Below are 24,687 nucleotides of genomic sequence, written 5' to 3'. Positions count from 1 at the left end.
TTAATCAAATATTACCGCAACCGTTTAGCGGTTTGGTAACCAATCAGGGCTCATTACATGAAGATTCTGATCCTGGGCGCGGGAGCCGGTGGTGGCTTTCCGCAGTGGAATTGCCACTGCGATAACTGCCGTGGCGTTCGCGATGGCTCAATTAAAGCCTCTCCCCGCACGCAATCTAGTATCGCTGTCAGCGCCAACGGCACTGACTGGGTGTTAATCAACGCCTCTCCGGATTTACGCCAACAAATTAATCATACGCCTGAACTCTGGCCGGCAGATAAACAGCAGCAACGCGGTACCAGTATTCGTTCTATTATTTTAACCGACAGTCAGATAGACCACACAACAGGCCTGCTGACACTGCGCGAAGGCTTACCGTTACCGGTTTACTGTACTGATGTTGTGCACGAAGATTTAACCACTGCCTTCCCGTTGTTCACCATGCTCAAACACTGGCATGGCGGGTTACAGCGGCATAGTATCGATACTGATTATGCAGCGTCATTCACCCCGCAGGGTGCAGAGGGTCTGGTATTTAATCCGGTGGTACTGGAGTCTAACGCACCGCCCTATTCCAGCTACCGGGATAAAGTGGTGCCGGGCAATAATATTGGTTTACAAATCACCGATACCGCCAGCGGCAAAAGCCTGTTTTATGCGCCAGGCTGTGTGCAAGCCAGTCCGCTCGTGGAGTCCATGCTTGACCAGGCGTCCTGCGTGTTGTTTGACGGCACCTTATGGCTGGATGACGAAATGATTCAGAAGGGCTTTAGCAATCGTTTGGGCAGTCAGATGGGCCACATGCCAGTAAACGGACCTGACGGTACCGTCAGCCTGCTGAATCGCTTTAACATCGATCGCAAAGTGCTGATTCATATCAATAATACCAATCCGGTTCTGAACGAAGATTCCGAGGCGCATCAGTATTTAACTGATAACGATATAGAACTGGCATACGACGGTATGCAAATCACCCTATAAAAGAGGTATCCCATGAGCGAACAACGCCCCTGGAGCAGAGAAGAATTCGAGCAAAAACTGCGTGACAAAGGCCAGTATTACCATATTCATCATCCTTTTCATCAGGCCATGAATCAGGGTAAATGTAGCAAGGAGCAAATTCAGGGCTGGGTAGCCAATCGTTTCTTTTATCAGCAATGTATCCCGGTAAAGGACGCCGCCATTCTGGCTAACTGCCCGGATATGCAAACCCGCCGCAAGTGGATACAACGTATTCTTGATCACGATGGCGAAGAGGGTGATCCGCGCTTAGGTGGCATCGAAGCCTGGCTGCGCTTAGGCGAAGCTGTGGGCCTTGACCGCCAGGACATTCTTGACGAAAAGCTGCTTTTACCAGGGGTTAAGTTTGCAGTGGGCGCTTATGTGAACTTTGCCCGCCGCGCGACCTGGGAAGAAGCCGCCTGTTCTTCTCTTACCGAAATGTTTGCCCCGGAAATTCATCAGAGCCGACTGGACACCTGGCCGGAACACTATCCGTGGATAGATGCAGAAGGGTTTAAATATTTTCAGATGCGCCTGAGCCAGGCCCGTCGCGATGTTGAACATGGCTTACAAATAACCCTGGATCACTTTACTACCCGTAAGCTACAGGAAAAAGCGCTCAACATCCTGCAATTTAAGCTGGATGTGTTGTGGTCACTGGCCGATGCCATTAGTCTGGCCTATGAGTTTGAGCGTCGCCCGTTCCACGGCGTCGCCGACCAGAGTATCTGCCATAAGGGGTTGATGTAAGTGAGTGAATTAGCCAGCAAAGTGCCCAAACTGAACCGTTTATTTAAGTTTCAGTTTGAAAAAGCCCAGGACTGCTACGTTCTGCTGTTTCCGGAAGGCATGATAAAACTCAACGGCAGCGCATCTGCTATTCTGTTACAGGTAGATGGCACGAAATCCGTTGGCGATATCGTTGCCGCACTACAAGCCGAATATCCCGATGCCGAAGGTATCGAAGAAGATGTACTGGCTTTTTTTGAGCATGCCGAACAAAAACGTTGGATAAACTATGTCTGAGAATGGTTCTGGCGCTCCACATCAGCCCGGCCCGCCGTTATGGTTACTGGCAGAGCTGACCTATGAGTGCCCGTTGCACTGCCCCTATTGCTCAAACCCGGTCAATCTGGGGTCCAGAGAGCAGGAGTGTGATACCGACACCTGGTTAAAAGTACTCAGCGATGCCCGTGAAATGGGCGCGGTGCAGTTGGGTTTTTCCGGCGGTGAGCCGCTCCTGCGTAAAGATTTGGAACAACTGGTGGCCCACGCCAGTGGACTGGGCTATTACACCAATCTGATTACCTCCGGCATAGGCTTAACCGAAAAACGCATCGCAGCACTGCGTGAGGCTGGGCTTGACCATATTCAGTTAAGTTTTCAGGCCGCTAACGCCGACGCCAATGATTTAATTGGTAACAAGCGCCACTCCTTTGAACAAAAACTAAAAGTAGCGAAACTGGTTAAACAGTACGAGTATCCCATGGTCCTGAACTTCTGCCTGACCGCGCAGAATATTCATCAGATTGAAGAAGTCATGGCGCTGTGCTGCGAATTGGATGGCGATTACGTGGAACTGGCAACGGTGCAGTACTACGGCTGGGCTTACCTGAACCGCGACCATCTGTTACCCAGTCAGGCCCAGCTTATTGAAGCCGAAGCTAAAGTGAATGCCTTTCGCGATAAGCAGGATGGCAAAGGACCGCACTTTATTTTTGTCACGCCTGACTATTACGAAGAGCGTCCCAAGGCCTGTATGAATGGCTGGGGCACGACTTTCCTTACTGTCGCGCCGGATGGCAGCGCATTACCGTGCCACAGTGCTAAAATTCTGCCTCTGACTTTCCCTAATGTAAAAGAAAAGTCGGTGCGGGATATCTGGTTTGACGATTTTGCCTTTAATCACTTCAGAGGCGATGACTGGATGCAGGGGCCGTGTAAAACCTGCGACGAAAAAGACCTCGATTTTGGCGGCTGTCGCTGTCAGGCCTATATGTTAACCGGCGATATGTACAAAACCGATCCGGTCTGTTCTAAATCACCGGATCACCATTTAATGGCCGAAGCCGTGGCAAAATCTCAAACGCCTGAGCGCGAATTAGTGTATCGTGACCCCAAAGTAAAGATCCCAATTACGGAAATCTGAATCAGCCATGGGTAACCAGACACGCCTGAGTAACGGCCTCAACGTTGTCAGCTTCAAGCAACCTGCACAAGAATACGGTGCAGCTTTTGTGGTGCCCACTCCCGCCGTAGACAGCTCGGGCATCGCCCACCTGGTTGAGCATCTGGTATTCCGTTTTTCCGATCGTTACCAGCAGCGCCATGCCCTGTTTGCGGCCAACAGCGTGCTACCGGTGAAAATAAACGCTTCCAGCCACAATGGCTTTAGTTATTTTTACGCCGTATCGCCCAGCAAATCGGTGTTGCTGAAGATTGTGGGCTACCTGTACGCGGGCTTACAACAAATTGAGTACCCCGCCGACGACATTAAACGCGAGCGGGATGGCGTAATTGCCCGTGAGCTTGCCATGTACGAGGCAACGCCCGACTACCAGACGCAAATGAGCATCTGGCGTGGTGACCGCTCACCGGATTGCTACCATCACTGGGGCGGTTATTGCGATACTTTAGCCGAGATCCGTGCGGAAGATGTTGCAGCATATAAATCCCAGTATTATCAGCCGGAGCACATCACACTGCTACTGGCAGGCCTTGAGGCCGACGAACTGCCCCTGCTGTGTACTGCCACGAGTAAACCTACCGGTAATACTTATGTTCCTAAGGAGCACCGCTTTTTCAGTGATACGCTGCAGGATGATTATATTTTCAGTTGGTGGCTGCCTGAATGCTATATCGATGGTCTGCTATCGGCCCAGGCCCGTTTAAACGAAGCAATGAAACCCTACAACATGCGGGTGTTTGTGGAAGACTCGGCCAACCACGATAAAAAGTTTGCCCTGCGGCTGATTGGCCGCCCCGGCCAGCTTATTGCGGCACAACAGGCGCTGGTAGACGAAGTCCGTCATCTGCATATTGTGCCCAAGCAGCATATTTTCTTTGAGTCGAAATACCCTGAAACCATCAACGCGCTTTTGGCGTGGTATCACGGGCAGCTGCCGCTTAACCGCAAGGTGGTAGCGCTTTCTCAGGCGCTCACCTTTACACCGGTAATAACGGGCGCCCGCCCGCTCAAAAAGCCGGTGATCCGCATAATGGAGCGCAAAGCCGATGCCGAAGTATCCTGCCCGCTGGTAACGGATACATTGGAAAATCACGCCCCCCAGGTGCCAGCAGAGCTGCCAAACCGTCTTACTCCGTTAGCCTCTAAGCTGGGCGAGAACGTTCACTTTGCCTGCGACTTACAGGATTGGATCCTGCATTATTCCCTGACCGGTATGTCGGCAGACCAACAGAATACCTTTATTAAAGACGTCATGTGCGACGAGCGTTTATGGCTGCCCCGCACCGGCGGCCACTGCTATGCAATGGGCGTTCAGCGAGTTGATAATGGCTTGCGAATTTACGGCGTGATGGACGATGAGCCCCAGCAACGCCGCGAAGCAATGGAGCAACTCCTCGCCCGCTATCGCCATTTATAAGTAGCCTCGTCATTCTAATTTACGAATTAACCCGTTCGATTAGATAACTTTAATTGCAAATGATTCTCATTTATAATTATCGACAGATAACCTGACCGCTGCGTCCGATGCTCTCCGGGCAGCGTTACAAACAGGTATGATTAAATCTTAGCAATCCGGACCTTTGGGTTGCTTGTGCCAACTCCTCTCCTTTTTACACGGACGATTAGGAAAGGTTTTCGACCCATTATAAGGAACGTTTATGAAAAAACGGCAATACTACCAATTACAGGTACTGAGTACAGAACGCCTGACCCCCAATTTACAACGACTGGTGCTTAGCGGTGACGACTTAACGGCTTTTCCGGATGCTCCCGCTGGCAGCTACATCAAATTATTATTTAACCAGTTTGGTGAACCACAACCTACTGTGCCGCAAGAAGGCCAAAAAATACTGATGCGTACATACACTGTGCGCGCGCTGAACAAAGCTGCTAATACCCTGACCGTTGACTTTATGCTCCACGGCGAGGGCGTTGAGGCGGGCCCGGCCTCTCATTGGGCACAATCAGCCCAGCCAGGCGACACCATTGTGGTGGCAGGCCCGGGCACTTCAAAGGGCCTGGCGCCTGAACATGACTGGGTAATTCTGCTGGGTGACATGACTGCGCTGCCAGCAATCAGTGCACAGTTAGAAGCACTACCAGAGCAAACCCGCGGCTATGCCATTATCAGTATCGTGAGTGAAGCAGACAAGCAGCCGCTGCAAGCGCCCGCTGGTATCGAAGTTATCTGGCTAGTGCAGGCTGGCAGCGCCGGTCTGGCCAAAAGCCTGCTGGATATCGAATGGCTGCAAGGTGAGCCGGCAGTCTGGGCGGCTTGTGAATTTTCCTCAATGCGCGCAATTCGCAGTACACTGGACGTGGAATTTAACGTTCCGCGCACGCAGGTGTATGTCACCAGCTACTGGCGCGAGGGCCGCTCTGAAGATCAGCATAAAATTGACAAGCGGGAAGACGCCCAGCAATACACGCAGCTGGTCAGCTAATTATGCTGACCGCATAAAATACGATAAGCCTGGCTAATTTCCTGGGCTCTGGCCGTACTGCCTCCCTTATCGGGATGATGCTGCTGAAGTAATTTACGGTACTGTTTTTTTAGCTCTGCAGGGGTGAGCTCACCATCGGTATCCAGCTCAAGCGTCAGCCTGGCTTTGGCCACATCGCCAGGTGGCAGATTGCGGCCAGCCATGCGCTGCCAGAAATCATCCAGCAAGGCCTCTATGTCGGCTCCGTTGGTATCGGTAAAGTTATCCCAGTTAAGGTAGTAAGCCTTGAGACCGTCGTACCCGGTCACCCCTGCCGTATAGGCCGTTGCCGGTTTCAATCTGATGTTAAGAGTATGAATATCCAGCTCGCCCAACCCTTGCTGCCGCCACGCCTCGCTTAACGAATACAGGGCATTAAACAGCACAAAATGACAGCGAAACATCGCCAGCGGCTCGCTCAGCTCTACCCCATCAAACAACAGCCAGGGCGGCTGTTGCAGCTGTTTAATCAACTGGTATTCAGAAATCCCGTCATTAAACACTGCTTTCAATTCGGTTAATGCTTCAAGCAGCACCGGGTCGGTATAGTCGGGCAACGCTTTTCCTTTATCGCTCATAATATTCTTAGCCTAGCGCGGACCAGGCGGGAATGCGAGATCAGGTCCACATAACCAGTATGGCCGCCAGGCCGATAAGTACCAGCCCGACAAATTCATGACGTCGCACGGGCTGTTTAAACCATACAATGGTAATAAGCATGGTAGTGAGCACTTCCAGCTGGCCGAGGGTTTTTACGTAAGCAACATGCTGCATCGCCATTGCGGTAAACCAACCGATGGAGCCAATACAACTGGTGACGCTGGCAGCGATAACCAGCCCCGGCCGGGCCGCCAGCTTTTTAAACGTTTCGGGTTGCCTGGCGGTAATAAATGTACACAGCAACACCGTTTGCAGCGACAGAACCCAAAACAACACCCACCCCGCAGCCTGCACGTAGGGCAGTCCCAACGCATGACTCGCCTCGCGTGCATACAGGGAAGTCAGCGCAAAACAGCTTCCACAGGCCAGTCCGATAGCCACGGTTTTCGCCGATAAGTCGCCACCCCGGCGCCAGCCACTCAGCACAAATACCGCCACCGCACCAATCAGAATACCCAGCCAACCTAACAGGCTGAGTTCGCTGCCAAAAAACAACATACCCACCACACCGGCCACCAGCGCTTCACTTTTGGCCAGCCCCGCCCCCACGGCAAAGTTCTTCTGTTTGAATAACACCACCATCAGTGAGGTGGCAGCAATCTGCAGCAGTGCGCCTAAAACGATAAACAGCCAAAAACGAGGCGTAAACTCCGGCACGCCGATACCCTCTTCAATAGACACAATACACACGTACGCGGCGGCAATCGGTGGCGCGAAAAGAAAGCGTGACAGGGTGACCCCGGCAGTAGGCACGGTACTACTGAGTTTACTCTGGATGGCATTGCGAAAAGTTTGAAAGAACACCGCCATCAGGGTGAAAAAGATCCAGGCCACAAGCTAATTTCTAAACAAAATAAGAGGGCCTATAGATTACGCTATTTAGCAGGGAATGTGTTGACTACTCTGCACCTTTATAACGTAGACGAATAGTAGTGAACTCAAGGTAAGAGCAAGCATCCGCCACGAATAAGACAGGTGCTTAGGCTTTACCTATCAGCCAAAGATCATCAGTTTTATGCTCTGCGCAAAGGCCGGATTGCCAGCCATAACCGCCACAAAGGCACTGCACCCGGCAATAATAGCCGGTGCATATTTTTTAAAGAAAGCAGGTTTATTCTGGATTTCATTTTTCATGGTGATTTCCTTTTTAAGTAGTAAACACAAGTAATTTATTAACCAGAAACGGCAATCAGAGTAGGTGTGACAAAAATAGCGAAATTAATGGTGATTGAAGTCTCCGCTTTTTGTCGGAATCCGAGAGCACTGTCTTTACTTTTGAAGGTTTAAACTTCCTGCTTTTTTTGTGGTTCTGTTGTAGCGAAATTAATGGTGATTGAAATCTCCGCTTTTGTCGGATGCCGAGGGCATTGTCTTTACTTTTGTAGGTTGAAACTTCCTGCTTTTTTTTTGTGGTTCTGTTGTGGCGAATTGTTGGCCGACAAAAAGATTAGGGAAAGCGTAGGCTCGTCATGGACGACGAGCCAGGGCAGGCGGGCAGGACGCCCGCTCTGCCTCGTTAGGTTTACCCTTTTTGTTGGCCAGCATGCTGTTTCGCCACATAGAACTGAGGCGGGTCCAGGGGGAACCTCACTGTTCCCCCTGGGTGCTGTCGGCACCCCGACATATGGCAAGAAAACCACAATAGTAAAGAGTTGTGTTTATTGTTGAACACTTCAAAGTGCTCTTTAATCAGCAGTGAATTAACCTTTTCTGCCAGTCACCGCTGTGCTCACGCTCACAGCTCTCTTCACTGTCGAAGCACACATGACGGCGGATATCCTTTACCTTTATCCCTACTTTTAACAGATGCTGCTGAATCAACTGGCGAAGCTTTTTATCATTTTCTTCAATAGTGAGCTGTCGTACGTCTTCGTCTTGTTCAAATACGCAGGTGACCATCAGGCTCCCCGGAAACTGCTCATAACGGGCAGTATGAGTTAGCCACTGAAAACCGATTTCCCATTCCTTAGCAGTTTCACAGGCCAGAGTGAGCGCTTTGACCACGTTATTATCGAGCTTTTTGATAGTTTTCTTCATAATTAAACGCTCCGATATCTTTGCTGAACAGACACTTAGCTAAAGTCTATTTAGCGTCTTTCTCAATCGAGTTACCGCCGGTCACCGCTATCCGCATGGCCGTTTCAACATCGATATCCAGCGGCGTTATCCTGTCTCGCTCAAGGTAAATAGTATACCCCCCAATCTGATAGCTTAACGGCAGATACACGGCCACTTTATCCTCGCCGGGAAACAGCTTATTGGCGACTTTTTCACTGGTCATAAACCCCACCAGCTTAATGCCATTATCCAGCTCAACGGCAACGGCCTTTTTGGCTTCCTTTTCTTTTTTAACCTCAAACAGTTCTACCGCATCCTGCACGGCGCCGAATAAGGTTTTCACCACCGGCACACGGGCAAACAAGCGCTCACCAAGTAAAATAACCCAGTTAAACAAGTACGCATTAATCAAAATGCCGATGGCTGTAAGCGCCAGGATAACCGTCACTACCCCAAGGCCGGGAAAGTAATATTGCGCAGGAATAAGTGGCGATAACAACGCCTCGGTGGAGCTGACCAGCCATACCAAAAAGTAAATAGTAATGGCGAAGGGCAAGATGGTAACCAGGCCCTTTACGGGTAATAACAACAATTTATTAAGCATTAGCACTCTACTGAAAAAAGTGAACCGTGTTGACGGGACCGATAACGGGTCTGGCATTGTAGATCAGTCCACAGGTTATTTTAATCATGTTCTGCGGTGGGGTTATTACGGAGGTTATAAGCCACGTTCCGCACCGGCAAACCACTATCATAAAAAGATCACTGGCACACAAAGCTAAAGATGTCAGTATAAGCAGGGTAATCCATCACAACAGGACGACAATGTTGAACAGCGAACAACTTCATCAATTAGCCGATATTTGCCGTCAGGCTGCAGATACCGAAATTATGCCAAGATTCAGAAAGCTTGTCAGTGAGCAGGTTGAAGAGAAGCAGAATCATCACGACCTGGTAACGGTTGCCGATCAGGCCGCCGAAACCTTTATTCTGAACAAACTCCGCGCCCTGTATCCGGATGCCCTGTTGATTGGTGAGGAGAGTGTTTACCAGGACCCAACAGCGTTGTCTCAATTCAACAATGCAGCGCTCAGCTTTGTGTTAGATCCCATTGATGGCACCTGGCATTACGCCAATGGCTCGGTGAATTTTGGCGTGATGCTGAGTGTCGCCAGCTATGGTGAAGTTGTCGCCGGGATCATTTTTGAACCCGTCAGTGGCGATTATATGTGGGCCATTAAAGGTCAGGGCGCGTTTGACCGTGTAGATGGGCAGGACCGCCCATTGAAAGCGGGCAAACAATCCTCACTGCCCCTCAGCGAAACCATGGGCTGCTTTTCATTCGGGGTGTCTAAAGGCGCCGACAGACCGCGAGCCCTGCAGGCAGTTATGCAGATGGGCAGAGTCATGGACTATCGCTGTGCCGCTGCCGAGTACCGCCTGCTTAACACCGGTGCCACTGCCTTTGTTATCTTTCAGGGAACGCTTAATCTGTGGGATCACGGGGCCGGGCTATTGATCAGTAAGGAAGCCGGTGCGGTCGCCCGCATGCTCGATGGCTCCGAATACTCGCCACAGGTAACGGGTAAATTGTTGGTAGCAGAAAGCGAAGCCCGCTGGAGTGAGGTGGCCGCATTATTTACCTGAACCACTAAAATAATGTCTTATATTTTGGCTGATATCGCGATTTAGCATTAAGCTCAATGGAGTAGCAACAGGAATTAATCTCGCCTTAGGACTCAAATACCAACGGCATTGATGCTGATTAAGCGGAGGCGGTATGCTGGACCGAATATTTGATGGAAGCCTGATGCCACACGGGCACTGCCTGTTGTGGCGTTGGGATTTGTTATTTTTGCATCTCGGCGGCGACCTGTTAACGGTCATGGCCTACTCACTTATCCCTTTCGGGATTTTCTATTTTCTGCACAAACGTAAAGATCTGAACTTTAATGGCATCGCCATGCTGTTTGGTGGGTTTATTGCGCTGTGTGGCGCGTCTCACCTGGCTGGGCTAATCAACGTATGGCATGGCTACTATTTTATAGAGGGTGTTATTAAGTTTGCTACCGGGGTTATATCCATTGTGACTGCAGTTTGTTTGTGGCGCTTAATGCCCACGCTTATCAGCATCCCCAGCATTGATATGCTAAAGCAGCGTAATGCCGAGCTCGAAAGTCTCAGAACGGAGCTCGAAGAAACCAACAAGTCGCTGGAAGAAAAAGTAAAACAGCGCACACAGGAACTCGAACGTCAGGCCAATACCGATACCGTAACCGGCGTCGCCAGTCGTTTTGCCATTATGGAGCGGCTTAGTCGCTGCTATCTGGAGTATCAGCGTTACCATCGCCCGTTTTCCATTTTGATGATTGATGTGGACCACTTTAAAGACATTAACGATAACCATGGCCACCAAACCGGCGATACGGTACTGCATGAACTGGCCATGTGTATTGCCAGCAATGTCAGACAGCCCGACTCGGTAGGTCGCTATGGCGGTGAGGAGTTTTTAGTCATTCTGCCAGAAACACCCGGCGAGCAAGCACATGAGCTGGCCGATCGGATCCGTCTTGCCGTTGAAGCAATGACACTCACCAATAACATTACTATTACCTGCAGCATTGGTGTGGCAACCATCAGCGCCAGTATTTCTGATGACGGGCTTGTTAGCCGCGCCGATAAAGCGCTGTATAAAGCCAAAAACGCCGGGCGCAATCAGGTTGTATCCTATGCCAGTGGGATGGCAGACGGCTGATACCAGCAAAAAAGCCCCGCTAGCGGGGCAAGAGGTCACACATCAATTACGCACAGCGTTCACGCTGTTACTGATTTTTACCAGCTTGCTTTTTTATGACCAAAGGTGGCGTAGTAGCCAATAAACAAGTAGCACGGGATCATAATGGCATAGGCCAGCTGTGAAGAGAGCACATCGGCAAGGCCGCCATAGGCCAGTGGTAAAATTGCACCACCGGCAATGCCCATAATCAGAATTGCCGAGCCTTGCGGGGTAAATTTACCCAAACCGGCCAGCGCCAAAGGCCAGATCGTTGGCCAAACCATTGCATTGGCTAACCCTAACAACGCAATCATGGCGATGGTATCTGGTACTTCGGGCAGGCCCATCCAGCCCCAGAGCAGGGAAGACAGCAATGTTGAATCGTCTGAGCCCAGCAAAATCGCCACCGTCAGTACCAGGCCTAATCCGGCGGATGCCTTTAATGCAGCAGCCTGTGAAATAACCCGGGGAATACACACCAAGCCAAGCAGATAGCCCACCACCATGGCGGTCATGGTAAACGAGGTGAGTGAGGTAGCATTGGCAACACCCAGTGAAGAGCCGTACAGGCCAATGGTGTCGCCGGCAATAACTTCCACTCCCACGTAACAAAACAGGGCTACCGCGCCAAGCACCAGATGCGGAAACTGCATCACCGAACCGGAAACTTCGGTAGCGGTATTTTCATCCTCAAAGCGAATATCAGGCAGGTTAACTTTCATTAACCCCAACGCTAGCAGACCCAGCGCAATCGCCATACCGATGTAAGGCTGAATAAGTTTAAAAGACATCTCGTTAAGCTGGATATTGCGCTCGTTTTCGCTCATCTGTGCCAGAGATACCTGGTTAACATGGCCGAAATCACCTAGCACCAGCGCAGTAAAAATCAGCGGTGCCAATACGCCGGCAAATTTATTCAGCAAGCCCATAAAGGCGATTCGGGCAGCGGCACTGTCTGGCGAGCCAAGGTGAACAATAAACGGATTGGAAGCGGTTTGCAGAATGGTCAGGCCGGATCCCACCACAAACTGGGCAAGTAAGAAGATAATAAACGTTTTGCTCAACGCGGCCGGCACAAACAGCAGGCAGCCGCCGGCAATCATCGCCAGGCCCAGCGACATGCCTTTTTTATAGCCGGTACGCTCGAGGATTTTGGCCATTGGCAGTGCCATCACCACGTAGGCGACATAAAAACAGAAGGCGATAAACAGCGCTTCCATTTCACTGAGCTCGCACACCATTTGCAAAAAAGGGATCAGGGCGCCATTAAGCCAGGTGACAAAACCAAAGATAAAAAATAACAAACCAATGGTTAGCACCGGCATCAGACTGCGGCTACCCGGTTGGGCAACAGATTGCGTATTCATAGGGTTATCTCTCCGTTAGCAACGGCGTTGCCGCGCAACCAAATGGTCTCAATATTAAGTGCATCGTCAAGCATTATTAAATTGGCCGTCTGCCCTACTGCAATACTGCCAAGGTGTTGCTCCTTGCCCATAAAGCAGGCGGGCGTATGGCTGGCCATAGTACTTACCTCTGGTAGCGTAAAGCCCAGATCGCGGTGACAGTTGAGTACCGCGGTATGCATATCCAGACAAGAACCGGCCAGTGTTCCTTCCGGCGTCACCAGCTTATCGCCATGCCGCTCGATAACGGTATTAAAGAAGGCCAGTTCGGTTAAGTCTGTGCCCACATGGGCCATGGCATCGGTAACCAGCATGGTGCGCTGTGCGGTTTTAGTTTTTATTGCCAGCGCAGCGCTTTGCGGGTGTACGTGATGATGATCCACAATCAGGCCACAATAGGCATCGCTGTGATTCAGTGCCGCTCCTACCATTCCCGGCGCGCGGGATTGTAGGGCCGACATGGCATTGTACAAATGAGTAAATCCACTGGCACCAGCTTGCAGGGCTGCCATGGCCTGTTCGTAGGTAGCGTTACTGTGCCCCAACGCCACTACCACGCCAGCTGCTACTAGCTCGCGAATAAATCCAACGTCCACATTGTCCGGTGCCGCGGTCACCAACACCCGGCCCAGATCCTGGCGGGATAAAATGGCCAGTTCACTGTCTTTGGGATGGCGAATAAAGCCCGCTTCGTGGACGCCTTTTTTGGCCACGTTAAGAAACGGCCCTTCAAAGTGCACACCTACGATAGTGGGGTGGTCGTCAGCTATCACTTCGGCAATAGCATCTGCGGCTCTTGCCATAGCCGGCTCACCATCGGTGATTAACGTGGGTAACATTGAGGTGGTACCGAAACGCAGGTGAGCCCGCGCCAGCTTATCCAGACTGGCAGCATCTGGCTGCTGATTAAATAATACGCCTCCGCCGCCATTTACCTGGGTATCAAAGTAACCCGGGATCAGCGTGCCGGCCTGCACCGGCTCGGAGCCCGCCGGCTCAATTGCCGCAATAACGCCATTTTCAATAGTAAGGCTGGTATTTTCCAGCACACCGTCCGGGGTGATCACCCGCTGTACACACATCTTCATTTATACGGTTTCCGTTACTTTGTTCAGCCCCGGCGGCGTATCAGGATCGAGGCCCATTTCCATCGCCACCTGCTCAATATCCAGGTAAAAACGCTGCATCAGCAGTAAGGGTACCACTCTTTTGTGCAAGGTCGTGTTGGCGCAGTCCATTTTCACCATGTTAGCACCTCGCTGACGCACATTATCTGACATCGTATGATGATAGGGCTGCGACTCATCGGGTATGTCCAGATCGACAATCAACAACGGCTTTTCAGCCAGGGTTACCGGCCCGTGAATAAACTCTGCGCTGCTGAATGATTCAGCGTGGATACTGAGCACTTCTTTAAGCTTAAGCGCCACTTCCCTGGAGATCGCGTAACCAAAGGCGCGCCCCAATACTATGCAGTTCTGAACGCCCTGCAAATGTTCGGTTTTAAGTTGTGGGGGCTGTTCACACACTGCTTGCATGGCCGCTGGCAAATCGGCAAGCGAAGCTTCCAGGGCTTTGTTCTCAGACCAAACCGCACATAACTGCAGCAGCGCCGATAAACTGGCCAGATAACTCTTAGTAGCTGCCACCGCCTGCTCTTTGCCGGCGCGTATGGGTAACACGGCATCACAAATGGAAGCCAGCGGTGAACTCTCATCGTTTACCAGGGCCACCGTATAAGCACCACCCTGCCTGGCAAATTTGGCCTGATGCAGAATATCCGGGCTTCGTCCCGACTGCGAAATCACAATTACCAGCGCATTTTTCAGGTTAAGCTGTTTATTGAAAATCCCCGATACCGAAGGTGCCGCAGCGCAAACCGGAATACCCAGTTCCACTTCATAAAGATATTTAGCAAACACACCGGCATGATCAGAAGAGCCCCGGGCTATCATCATGATCATACTCGGCTGCAGAGTACGCAAAGTTTCGGCAAGCGCATCGCACACGGGCTTGTTTTGTTTAAGTTGATCGGCAATTACTGTGGCGGCCTGACGGGCCTCCTGCGCCATAATACTGTTGGTCATTATCCCTCTCCGGATGTTACTGCTTGTTTTGCCAATAAGATTGCGCCCTGTTCCGGGCTGTATGCGCAGGGCTGGATCCGCTGCTGTATGGCTTCACTTAATAACGGTTGGTAAACGGCGGTCAGTCCGCCAATCAAACATAATTCGAGCTCGCTGTTACCTATGGCTTGTTCGGCAAGACACTGTAAATAATGACGGCCTTGCTCAATAAAGCCTGCAACGACACTGTCACCATTTTGGTATAAGGGCATCAGCGTGGTCACGATGGCCGCGTAGTCGTTAGAATTAAACCCACTGCACTGCTGCACAATGTCTTCAGCCTGCTCACTGTTGAAGTGCGCAGATACTACGTCAAATACCTCATCGCGAGGCGCAAGATAGTCGTAGCCAAGCAGAGTATGCTGAATGGCCTGTAATCCCAGCCAGGCACCGCTGGCTTTATCGCCAATAGGAAAGCCATGGCCACCAAAATCGGTAAAACTATGGTTGGCATAACGGGTAGCCGAAGAGCCGGTTCCACAAACTATCACTGCACCGGATTTCCCCCGGTGAGCACCGGCGCAGGCGGCGTGCAGATCGCTGAACAGATGAACCGCAGCAAAGGGCAACTGCCGTTGCAAAAAGGCCTGGCTGGCCCCGGCAATATTGGCGCCGGCAAGGCCCGCACACAACACCAGCTGCTCAACGGTGATGTTCAGCCCGCTCTGCTCGACAGCCTGAGCACAGGCCTGGCGAATAGACGCTTCGGCCACGTCGGCATTGCGCATGATGTTAGCCGGGCCGCTGCTGGCAGTCGCCAGTAACTTGCCGTGCTGATCTTCCAGGCGAACCCGGCAACGGCTCCCCCCGCCATCAACACCAATAAAATACGTGTTACTTTTCATAGCTAATTGTTCTCAACTTGCAGTAGTTGCCCCGGCACCAACTGTCTGAATTACGCCTGTGGGCAGCGATATAAATATAATTATGGTCTGTCGTCAGCATGCTGATTAGGGTTCCACGGCAATAATTCGGCTGGTGTGAGGGCTGTTAATTAAACGCGCTCGCACAAAATGGATATTGTCTGCCGACACTGCGCCAGTATAGGTATGCCAGGTCATGGCATCTGCGCTGTACTCCAGCTTCAGATTAGGCATGGCGGCCCGCAGCTCCAATTGGTGTTGTGCGTCGATTTGGTAACCCGGTGGCGGTATGCGGACATTGATATCCGCTTCAACCAGCCGCGGGTAGTGGCGCTTAGCCACCACCTGGGTAAATTCGGAAAAATCGCGATTGAGCGCTGGCAAAAACTCCGCCTGGCTTACTTTGCCTTCCCACTCAGCCTGATGCCAGGCACGTTCAGCAAAAGCCAGTAAGCGGGGAAAGAGCATATATTCAACGCTGCGCTGATCGCGGGTAATTTCGGTCCAGAGCTGAGCCTGCATACCCAGTACGGGGGTCGCATTCTGTGTGGGTTCGTCGTCGTAAGGCTGACCCATTCTGTCAGTCCAGAGCTCGGCGTGCTGGCCCAGATACTGCGGCATAAAGCCAAAGACCCGTTTTAGCGACACCGACTTCGCCCCCCAGTAATAACCCGGCTCAAGCGGATCGTTCTGATAAGGAAAGTCGAAATACAGTACATCAGGGAGTGACAGCACAGCCGGCGTATTGCTTGCGGCTAGCTGACTGACCGTTTTGCTTGCCCCTGCCGGTAAGGTTTGCCAAATATTCACATACACGTTGGACTCTGGCAGTCCCGGTAAGGCTTCCATCATGCCGTCGCTCCAGCCGGCCATTACCAGGCCCTTGCTGTTACCCAGTTTAATGATTTCCCGGATAAAGGTTTTGGCGATGTCATGAGGAGCAATGCCTGAACTTTTACACGCTGCAGACTGCGTCCACGCCCCAGCCGTCTCATCGGCACCAATATGATAAGTGGTTAACGGTACACCGGCTTGTTGGTGCATGACCTTAAGCTCGGCCAGCAACTTATCAATAAACCGAAACGTTGAGGGCAGGCAGGGGTTTAACGTGTTATCGCTGTAATGCTGAATAGAGGAATAAACCGATTTATCGCTGAATTCAGTGAGCAGATACATTTCAGCCTGCTCCGGTTTGTTCTCGGCCATCAGGCGATTATAACGTGCTTCCATGGCTTTTATGGCTGCCCGCGAGTGGCCGGGCATATCCAGCGATGGGATCACTTCTATACCCCACTGGTTAGCCAGCTGTAATAGATTTTTATACTGCTGCACACTCAGATAACCATTAACCCCGGCATCCCGGTGAGGCCCTGAGCCCAGCTGTGGCATAAGACAACGCTGCTCAGACTCATCGTGACAACGGTAGGCGCCCACCTCAGTAAGCTCTGGCAGCCCCGGGATTTCTAAACGCCATCCCTCATCATCACTAACGTGCAAATGAAGTTTATTGAGCTTTAATACCGCCATTTGCTCCAGCAGCATGGTGATAGAGTCGTAGCCGGTAAAGCTACGGGCAATATCAAAATGCACACCACGAAAGGCAAAGCGAGGCGCGTCGGTAATAGTCGTTAACGGAACCTGACCAGTTTGCGGGTCGCGCAGCTGAGCCAGCGTGAGCAAGCCATAGCCTGCCGCTTTATCCGACGCAGCAGTCAGGGTGATGGCCTGTTCCTCAATGCGCAAAGCATAGTGTTCGGGTCCGCTGAACTGCTGTCCGGCGATAACAATACTGATAGTTTCCTGCTGCTCACCAACTGGCAGGCCCAGCTGCTCAACAAGCGGTAGCCACGGCGCTAAATGCGCAGCATCAGAGGATAATTTAATGCCTGTTAAATGGCGCTTTTGCAGACTATCCTGGCGCTGTCTTACCTTTGGCACAACGCGGTTTGCAGTGACCACAGGCCATTGCTCAGGCAAAGCAGCAAATTGTGCCTCGCTGGTTTGAAGCGGCAATACATCATCGGCGTTGCGACGATACTGGTTTGGTTTAGTCCAGCTACCGGCATGGGAATTCACCGGTAAACCAGAGCCTGGCTCTGTTTGTTGCACAGTGCTGTCGATTGTCACCGGCGCCAGCGCATCTGCCACCAGGTAGTAATTGGGCATGATGTCAGAGCGGGCCGCATGCCAGGCAGGTGCAGCAATGCGTATCGTCTCGGTTGTATTAGCAGGTATCGTGCGGGTAATGCGCATCTCATGGTGATCGCCATTGATGTGGCTGATACTCACGGCATTACTTTGTGCCGCTGCGATAGGGGTAATGTGACTAAAGTGGATCACCGTCCCTTTGATTAGCGCAACGTCCTCGGTTTGCAGGCGGATTTGCGCGCTGAAACAATGTCCGGAAATTTGTTCTGACTCACAAGCTGTCTGCTCAATGTTATCCAATACCTGATATTGCACATCCAGCGTTCGGCCTAACTGATTAAGTTCATGCTGGGTTACGGCCACCGCGCTGGCACTCAAGCTTGCTACAGTCCAGACCAGGCAATATTTAATTAGGGTATCGATCATCATTGAACATCTTTGTGGTGGGTTAAGGTACAGATAAATAATGCGCTCAGGCAACACCTGCCGCTGACCGGCGAAAGGCCGGCCAGCGGTGGTTACTTAAAAGCTCATGCTCGCGCCAACGAACAGGCGTCGACCATTAGCACTCTGGGTGCCACCAAGACGAGCGCCATCAGACTCCCGCACATAGTAGTTTTCCCAGATTTCATCAGTCAGGTTTAAGGCTTCCGCTTTAAACGTAACGTTGTCATTAAACTGCCAGCTGAACTGTGCATCCAGTTGCGCTTGTTCGTCACGATACTGGGTACCAATTTCGGCCTGAGCAATGAAATACTCAGAACGGTAGTTGTAGTTCAGACGTGCACTGTACTGGTCTGTTTCATAATAAACGCCTACGTTAAACGAGTTCTTCGATGTATTAGGGAAGCTCACCATACGGCTGGTTAACGTGGCACCAATGATATTACCGTCATCATCCAGTACCGGTGCAGCTTCGTCAATTTCAGCATCGTCGAGGTCGGTATAGGTGTAGTTAAAGTAGCCGCCGAAGCCGTTTTCAAAAGCGTGCTGAAGCTGGAACTCAAAGCCTTCAAGCGCCGTTTTACCGCCGTTTTCAGGGGTGCTCAGCTGGTTAATTTGCTGACCGTTAATCTCTTTCGCCACGGTTTTGGTAAAGATAAAGTCGCTGATGTCCTTTCTGAAGAACGTAATTGACGCCAGTGACGCACTGTCGAAATACCATTCCACGCCGGCTTCAAACTGATTAGCCGTTAACGGATTCAGTGCCGGGTTACCCGCCGAACCAGAGCTGGTTTCCGGGGTAAGGTTCACCGCAGGTGCCAGTTGGAAAGGTGCCGGACGAGTAATTACGCGGGCCGCAGCAAAACGTAAGATCACGTCTTCAGACAGGTTGTAAGCAATGTTTGCGCTGGGCAACCACTCTTTATACTCGCTGTCGTAGGCTACGTCCTGGCCAGAGTTTAAATCAAAGCCATTCGAGGTTGAGTCGGTTTCAACGTAACGGATACCAATGTTACCGCGCAGATCGTCGGTTGAGAATTTTGCCATGGTATACAAGGCGGTAATGCTCTCTTCAATATCGAACGACGCATCTTTCAGGAACACGTTGCTGTTGCGACACAGGCTGCCTGCGTTACCTTCATTACACTCCGACACGTTATATAACGCTGAGTACATCAGATCTTTATCCGGCATAAAGTAGCTCGCCGCCACGCCATTGGTTTGTGAATGGCTGACGTTAACCATATCGCCACTCCAGAAATCACTCGCCGGCCCCAGGCTACCTTCACCGGTGGGGGCAAGATTAGCCAGGTCGGTGCGATAGCGCTGCTGTGAGAAGCTACGGTCGCGGAACTTCATACCCGATTTAATTTCGTTGATTGCGCCCCACTCTACAAAGTGGCTGTAGTCAAACTGCAGGTAGTCTTCTTTATCTTCAGTACTGTTTTGTTGATCAAAGATACCGCCTAACCACATTTCGTCGCCAGGGTTAGCCAACCAGGGGCTGGCGCTTACAAAATCGATATACGGATTGGTACCACCCGGATTGTAAAAATCAAACGACGCACGCTCATCATCCGGGGTTACCCAGAATTCGGTGAAGAAGTCATTGTTGGTCCCTTCACCACTGGTGGTACCTAACTGGAAGTGCAGTTCACCATTCTTCATGGTGTAGGTACCCTCTAAATCCAGTACCTCGGTAGACATTTCCGAACCGTCACGGTAGATATTATCGTAGGCAATATGACGCGCCCAGCCCGGACGATTTGGCACGCCAGTCACCGCCAGTGAATCAACTATACCGTTACTTACCGTACCCGGATTCGTATCTGTGCCTAAGAACGCCACGCCTCTGAACGGAATACCGATAAGGTTGGAGTTAACGTTATCTGCTTCCATAACCGACGACATATAGTGCAGAGACAGGTCCAGATCATCTGTTACCAGCCACTGACCAGTGATATCAAAGCCTTTACGTTTACGGTCCTGCTTAAACAAGGCAGAGCCCATTCCCCATGGAATGGCACCGCGCTCACTGGCACCCTGTGGCGCTTCAATAAGCGGGTCAATACGCGGGATGCTGGGGCCAAACCAGCCAAAATCTTCGTTGGTTTCGCGCTGCACGGTACGTTGCTGGAAGCTGGCTGAAACCAGTAAACCAAAAGTGCCGTCATCATTTTTCCAGCTGTATAAGCCAGACAACGATGGATCGGTGGTTTCCGCGTTATCGCTATATTGGCCTTCAATTGATACCTGCGAGGTGTTGGCATCAAGGTCCAGCGGTTTGCGGGTGCGCAGAATTACCGTACCGCCCAGTGCGCCTTCATCTAAATCGGCCTGGGACGATTTGTACACCTCAAGACCAGCAACCATTTCTGAAGCCAGGATCTCAAAGTTAAAGTTACGCGTTGCATCAGACAATACAAACCATTGTGCAGTACCCACTGCCTGGCCATTCAGCAATGTCAGGTTTTGATCGGGCTGTACACCACGGATGGTCACGCCCTGGCCTTCACCGAAATCACGGTCGATGGTGATCCCAGGAATACGTGACAGCGATTCGGCCACGTTTTTATCCGGAAACTTGCCAATATCCTCTGCGGTAATGGCATCCACCACGCTGTCGGAAAAGCGCTTGGTGTTAATATTTTCTTTTTGGCTTGCCCGAATACCACGGATTTCAATAACTTCAGTATTATCTGCGCCTTCCTGTGCAAAGACAGCCGGCGTTGAAGTTGCCGCCACTGCACCTACTGCCAGTGCCAGACGAAGCCCACGAGTTAATTTAGTTATTCTGTGTTTTTGCATCACTCAAGTCCTTGTTCTCATCATAATGACAACGCTGTCATTTTACTCATAAATAAAATGACAGTCGCGTTCACTAGCCAGAAATTGGTTAATGACAACGCTGTCATTGAGTGTTAAGCTACAACAAGGAATTAACCTTTGCAAACATATTTATTTACTATTCGGCGTGAATATTACGTAACCTACTGATAAATATATGCAAAAAATTGTTTAAAAATTATTCTGGAGGCATAATGTCTGCCACAATAAAAAGTGTTGCGGAATACGCCGGTGTATCCATTAAAACCGTTTCCCGGGTTATCAATAACGAAGGCACGGTAAAACCAGACACCCTGGCAAAAGTGCAGCAAGCCATCGACGCATTGGATTATCGCCCGAACAAAGCAGCGCGGGATCTTGCCGGACGCGATAATTACGTATTGGGTTATGTATACGACAACCCCAATGCCTACTACATTCTGGCAATGCAGAACGGTATTCTTAAGGAGTGCCGGGCCAACGGCTATGAACTGCTAATCCACCCCTGCGATGCAACTAATCCTGACATCATCGATGAGTTGGTTAACATGGTTAACAGCGCTCGGTTGGCCGGCCTGATCCTGTCTCCACCACTGTCTGAAATGCCCGATGTATTGCAGGCCATGGATGAAAAAGGCATCCGGTATGTGCGGGTACTGTCGGGGGATAAAGCGCCGGATGACAAGCCCTGCGTGCTGGTAGACGATTACCAGGCGGCCCGCCAGATTACTGGGCACCTACTCGATCAGGGCCATCAGCGCATTGCGTTTATCGCCGGTGAAAAGCAACACCACTCCACCACAGAACGTCAGCGTGGCTTTTATCAGGCCCTGGCAGACCATGGTATTGAGGCAGATCCGCAACTGGTGATTGATGGCACCTATTCATTTGGTACCGGTGTACAAAGTATTCAGCAACTACTGGCATTGCCTGAGCCGCCCACCGCGCTATTTGCCTGTAACGATGAAATAGCCGCGGGTGCACTGTTCGGAGCCCGCATGCAAGGTGTAGATGTACCAGAGGCGCTGGCCATTGCCGGGTTTGAGAACAGCCCGTTTTCAACCCAGACGTTTCCGCCACTCACTACCGCCTCGCAGCCCACGGCGCAAATTGCTCAGCGTGCCACGTCTTCGTTGATACGCTCGTTACAGGCTCGTAAACGTAAAGCCGAGAATCACACGATCCCCGCCGATATCTTTGTGCCCGAACTGATAGTTCGCGAATCCACCAGCCGGTAGCCATTATGACCAATAGCACTCAACAGCCAGAATCTATCGTTATCGTTGGTGGCGGCACCGCCGGCTGGATGTGTGCGGCGTACCTCGCGGCTAAGTGGAGCAAGCGCTATCACATTACGCTTATCGAGTCGGCGCAAATTGGTACGGTGGGTGTAGGTGAGGGCTCCACGCCTTTTTTGAAACAGTTTTTTGCCGAACTGGGCTGGCAGGAATCCGACTGGATGCCCGCCTGTGACGCCACTTACAAAACCGGAATTGAGTTCAGTAACTGGACCAGTAACGAGCGCTTTAAACGCTATTTCCACCCGTTCTTCAGCGCGTTGGATTTAGACACCGCCGAACACTTTTTTGCTAATTGTAACCAGCTGCGAAAGGGCAAGAATGCAGCCGTCCGGCCGGAGCAGTTTTTCTCTGCTGCCACAATGGCAGAAGCGGCAGTATCGCCGGTGAGTACTTCTCTGGGCGGCGACATTGATTATGCCTATCACTTTGATGCCAGCAAACTCGCCGGTTGTTTACGCAACTTTGCCGTGCAGCAAAGCGTGACACATCTTACCGGCAATGTACTGAATGTGCAGTGCACTAACGGCCACGTTACCCAACTTGAAACCGATTGCAGCGCCCCCCTGACTGCCACACTGTTTATCGATTGCTCAGGCTTTCGCGGATTGCTGATGAAACAAGGGCTTGGGCAGTCATTGCAAAGCTATCAGGATTGTTTATTCAACGACCGGGCCGTGGCTATCCCGACTCCACATAACTCACCACTGCAAGCGATAACCCCGCAAACCCGTTCCGAAGGCTTATCCTGTGGCTGGATGTGGAATATCCCGCTAACCAGCCGGATAGGTAACGGCTATGTCTACAGCAGCCAGTTTTGTTCACCAGAGCAAGCTGAGGCTGAATTAAGGCTCCGTCTAAATATTAGCGATGAAACACCGTAACCGTTCACCAAGGCCCTATTGACAGGCAGCTTTAAAGTCGTTGAGCAGAGGATAGGTGGTTTTATTCAGCGTCGCAGCAAGTATTGCCCGGATCCATTTCAGAGGATTCAGCTTTTGTTTTCGGCAGGTTTCTACGATGGTGAGTATACGTTGTCTGAACAGTTCGCCCCGATGTGACCACACGCCATAGCTGCCTTTTCGCCACAGCACATAGCTTCGCAATGAACGCTCGGCTTCATTGTTAGTGAGAGGGACGCCATCGTGACTGAGGAATACCCAGCACATGTCATCGTGTTTTAGCAGTAGCTTACACCGGTTCTGATAGCGGGGAGTCACACAGCGTCTTGATGCCAGTTCAAGTTGCTCTCGCCAGGCGATGCGTAGTTTTTCCATCCGGTCCAGGTATCGCTTTTCACTTAGTGCGTTACTCTCATACCGGTGTTGCAGCCGGAACAGTATGCGAATGAGCCTGACTAACGTTGTTCCATAGGTTTTATTCGTACCCCAGCTTTCCGCCAGCGCATTCATGTTTCTTAAGATATGCGCCCAGCACAATTGACGGTGGTCTGAATCGATGTAGTGATAACCGGCATACTGGTCAGTAACAACAATGTTTTCCGGATTATCGCCGAGTAGTTTCTTTGCCGCCCAGGCGCCACGTGAGAAGTGCGTCATAAAGCATGATAATTCTGCTGTGCATACCTGCCACATCCAGCGGTTTTCGTTACCACGCTGATGACGGGTTTCATCGCAGTGCACCACCGCCTCAGTGCGCATCGTCTCTTTGATATCCTGATACGCTGGCGTCAGTACTGAACTAACCCGGCCCTGCGCTTCAGAGATAGCACCGCGACTGAACGATAAACCGAAGTTCTGTTCGAGCTGCTGCTGGATTTTACTGATACTCTGGTGAAACTGCCCCGACTGCATTGCCACATAGGCTAGCAGGTTATTTCCCATCTGCCCCTGATTCACGTTGTCAGGTAGCGTTGCTTTTACCGTTTTACTGCACTGACAACACTGGCCCTGATGCAACTGATGTTCGACTACAGAGAATGCCTGGCTGGGAATATCAAATACCTGATGCCGACGATAAGGGGAATCATTGATAGCAATGTCACCACCGCAAGCACAAGTATCGTCGGGATAATAGGTGCGCGTCTCATCAACGGTATCGGCCAGCATCCGCTTACTACCTTTATGGCCGGATTGCGCACCGCGCTTACGGCCCGTCGGCTTTTTAGCTGGCGCAGATGAAGCTACACTCGGACCATTAGAAGATGGCGGGCGCGATGAATTACGACTGTTTTGATTCAGTCGGTCTTCGAGGTCATTTAGCCTGTCCCAGAGTGTACTAATGAGCTCATTGGCATCATCGAGATTAGTAGCGACGGGTGGCTTTGTGGGCTGCTTTTTACGTGGCATGAAACCACTCTGACAGACTGGCGGGATCAATCAATAGGATCCCCACGATCATTGAAAATAAATATTACTAACTGTCAATAGGGCCCTGGTGAACGGTTAC

22 protein-coding genes are annotated in these 24,687 nt (G+C 51.2%); 10 read left to right on the top strand and 12 right to left on the bottom strand.

What is annotated here, in order from left to right:
• The first annotated feature begins 57 nt into the window (after positions 1-57).
• The 6 genes from pqqB (at position 58) to D9T21_RS08645 (ending at position 5,634) form a co-directional block, all read left to right on the top strand.
• Complete coding sequence (pqqB, locus tag D9T21_RS08670) at positions 58-981, top strand: pyrroloquinoline quinone biosynthesis protein PqqB (RefSeq protein WP_123324617.1); 924 nt, start codon at positions 58-60, stop codon at positions 979-981.
• A 12-nt stretch (positions 982-993) separates the two neighbouring features.
• Positions 994-1,752: a pyrroloquinoline-quinone synthase PqqC gene (pqqC, locus tag D9T21_RS08665; RefSeq protein WP_123324616.1), complete on the top strand. Its 759-nt coding sequence runs from the start codon at positions 994-996 to the stop codon at positions 1,750-1,752.
• Positions 1,753-2,028: a pyrroloquinoline quinone biosynthesis peptide chaperone PqqD gene (gene pqqD / locus D9T21_RS08660; RefSeq protein WP_123324615.1), complete on the top strand. Its 276-nt coding sequence runs from the start codon at positions 1,753-1,755 to the stop codon at positions 2,026-2,028.
• Entirely contained in the window at positions 2,021-3,151 is a 1,131-nt protein-coding gene (gene pqqE, locus D9T21_RS08655; RefSeq protein WP_123324614.1) for a pyrroloquinoline quinone biosynthesis protein PqqE, read from the top strand. The genes pqqD and pqqE overlap by 8 nt, the downstream gene beginning before the upstream one ends.
• 7 nt (positions 3,152-3,158) lie before the next feature.
• Positions 3,159-4,607, top strand: a complete 1,449-nt coding sequence (locus tag D9T21_RS08650) for an insulinase family protein (protein ID WP_123324613.1) — start codon at positions 3,159-3,161, stop codon at positions 4,605-4,607.
• A 241-nt stretch (positions 4,608-4,848) separates the two neighbouring features.
• Positions 4,849-5,634, top strand: coding sequence for a siderophore-interacting protein (locus D9T21_RS08645; RefSeq protein ID WP_123324612.1), 786 nt, complete (start codon positions 4,849-4,851; stop codon positions 5,632-5,634).
• Here the strand turns inward: D9T21_RS08645 and D9T21_RS08640 are convergent.
• From D9T21_RS08640 to D9T21_RS08625, 5 genes are all read right to left on the bottom strand, one after another.
• Positions 5,631-6,251: a DNA-J related domain-containing protein gene (locus D9T21_RS08640; protein ID WP_123324611.1), complete on the bottom strand. Its 621-nt coding sequence runs from the start codon at positions 6,249-6,251 to the stop codon at positions 5,631-5,633. The two genes, D9T21_RS08645 and D9T21_RS08640, sit on opposite strands and share 4 nt — an antisense overlap.
• Before the next feature lie 40 nt (positions 6,252-6,291).
• Complete coding sequence (locus D9T21_RS08635) at positions 6,292-7,167, bottom strand: DMT family transporter (protein ID WP_105934241.1); 876 nt, start codon at positions 7,165-7,167, stop codon at positions 6,292-6,294.
• A gap of 159 nt (positions 7,168-7,326) precedes the next feature.
• Positions 7,327-7,467, bottom strand: coding sequence for a hypothetical protein (locus D9T21_RS22705; protein WP_164464625.1), 141 nt, complete (start codon positions 7,465-7,467; stop codon positions 7,327-7,329).
• Positions 7,468-8,022: 555 nt separating this feature from the next.
• Positions 8,023-8,370, bottom strand: a complete 348-nt coding sequence (locus tag D9T21_RS08630; RefSeq protein WP_123324610.1) for a Fis family transcriptional regulator — start codon at positions 8,368-8,370, stop codon at positions 8,023-8,025.
• 46 nt (positions 8,371-8,416) lie between these two features.
• Positions 8,417-8,995 carry a DUF502 domain-containing protein gene (locus D9T21_RS08625; protein WP_105934238.1) on the bottom strand — a complete coding sequence of 193 codons (579 nt, stop codon included), beginning with the start codon at positions 8,993-8,995 and terminating at the stop codon, positions 8,417-8,419.
• Between the two features lie 221 nt (positions 8,996-9,216).
• Between D9T21_RS08625 and D9T21_RS08620 the strand changes: the two genes are divergently transcribed.
• Positions 9,217-10,038 carry an inositol monophosphatase family protein gene (locus tag D9T21_RS08620; protein ID WP_164464624.1) on the top strand — a complete coding sequence of 274 codons (822 nt, stop codon included), beginning with the start codon at positions 9,217-9,219 and terminating at the stop codon, positions 10,036-10,038.
• Positions 10,039-10,171: 133 nt separating this feature from the next.
• A complete protein-coding gene (locus tag D9T21_RS08615; protein WP_123324608.1) occupies positions 10,172-11,146 on the top strand; it encodes a GGDEF domain-containing protein in 975 nt (324 codons plus the stop codon).
• A gap of 77 nt (positions 11,147-11,223) precedes the next feature.
• Here the strand turns inward: D9T21_RS08615 and D9T21_RS08610 are convergent, their stop codons facing one another.
• The 6 genes from D9T21_RS08610 to D9T21_RS08585 form a co-directional block, all read right to left on the bottom strand.
• A complete protein-coding gene (locus D9T21_RS08610) occupies positions 11,224-12,534 on the bottom strand; it encodes a sugar MFS transporter (RefSeq protein WP_123324607.1) in 1,311 nt (436 codons plus the stop codon).
• Positions 12,531-13,661, bottom strand: coding sequence for an N-acetylglucosamine-6-phosphate deacetylase (nagA, locus tag D9T21_RS08605; RefSeq protein ID WP_123324606.1), 1,131 nt, complete (start codon positions 13,659-13,661; stop codon positions 12,531-12,533). The genes D9T21_RS08610 and nagA overlap by 4 nt, the downstream gene beginning before the upstream one ends.
• Positions 13,662-14,660 carry a glucosamine-6-phosphate deaminase NagB-II gene (gene nagB-II, locus D9T21_RS08600; protein WP_123324605.1) on the bottom strand — a complete coding sequence of 333 codons (999 nt, stop codon included), beginning with the start codon at positions 14,658-14,660 and terminating at the stop codon, positions 13,662-13,664. It lies immediately after the preceding gene.
• Complete coding sequence (locus D9T21_RS08595; RefSeq protein WP_123324604.1) at positions 14,660-15,544, bottom strand: glucosamine kinase nucleotide-binding domain-containing protein; 885 nt, start codon at positions 15,542-15,544, stop codon at positions 14,660-14,662. The genes nagB-II and D9T21_RS08595 overlap by 1 nt, the downstream gene beginning before the upstream one ends.
• Positions 15,545-15,649: 105 nt before the next feature.
• Positions 15,650-18,139 carry a family 20 glycosylhydrolase gene (locus tag D9T21_RS08590; RefSeq protein ID WP_123324603.1) on the bottom strand — a complete coding sequence of 830 codons (2,490 nt, stop codon included), beginning with the start codon at positions 18,137-18,139 and terminating at the stop codon, positions 15,650-15,652.
• A 93-nt stretch (positions 18,140-18,232) separates the two neighbouring features.
• Positions 18,233-20,962, bottom strand: a complete 2,730-nt coding sequence (locus D9T21_RS08585) for a TonB-dependent receptor (RefSeq protein WP_123324602.1) — start codon at positions 20,960-20,962, stop codon at positions 18,233-18,235.
• Between the two features lie 233 nt (positions 20,963-21,195).
• Here D9T21_RS08585 and D9T21_RS08580 point away from each other — a divergent pair, with 233 nt between their 5' ends.
• Positions 21,196-22,218 carry a LacI family DNA-binding transcriptional regulator gene (locus D9T21_RS08580; protein ID WP_123324601.1) on the top strand — a complete coding sequence of 341 codons (1,023 nt, stop codon included), beginning with the start codon at positions 21,196-21,198 and terminating at the stop codon, positions 22,216-22,218.
• 5 nt (positions 22,219-22,223) lie between these two features.
• Complete coding sequence (locus tag D9T21_RS08575) at positions 22,224-23,162, top strand: FAD-dependent oxidoreductase (RefSeq protein WP_123324600.1); 939 nt, start codon at positions 22,224-22,226, stop codon at positions 23,160-23,162.
• Between the two features lie 15 nt (positions 23,163-23,177).
• Here D9T21_RS08575 and tnpC read toward each other — a convergent pair whose 3' ends face one another.
• Entirely contained in the window at positions 23,178-24,587 is a 1,410-nt protein-coding gene (tnpC, locus tag D9T21_RS08570; protein WP_123323152.1) for an IS66 family transposase, read from the bottom strand.
• Between the last annotated feature and the right edge of the window lie 100 nt (positions 24,588-24,687).

The organism is Marisediminitalea oceani, assembly GCF_003731635.1.
Taxonomy (GTDB): Bacteria; Pseudomonadota; Gammaproteobacteria; order Enterobacterales; family Alteromonadaceae; genus Alteromonas; species Alteromonas oceani.
Note: the sequence above shows the minus strand (reverse complement) of the source record. Positions and strands in the feature narration are given on the sequence as shown.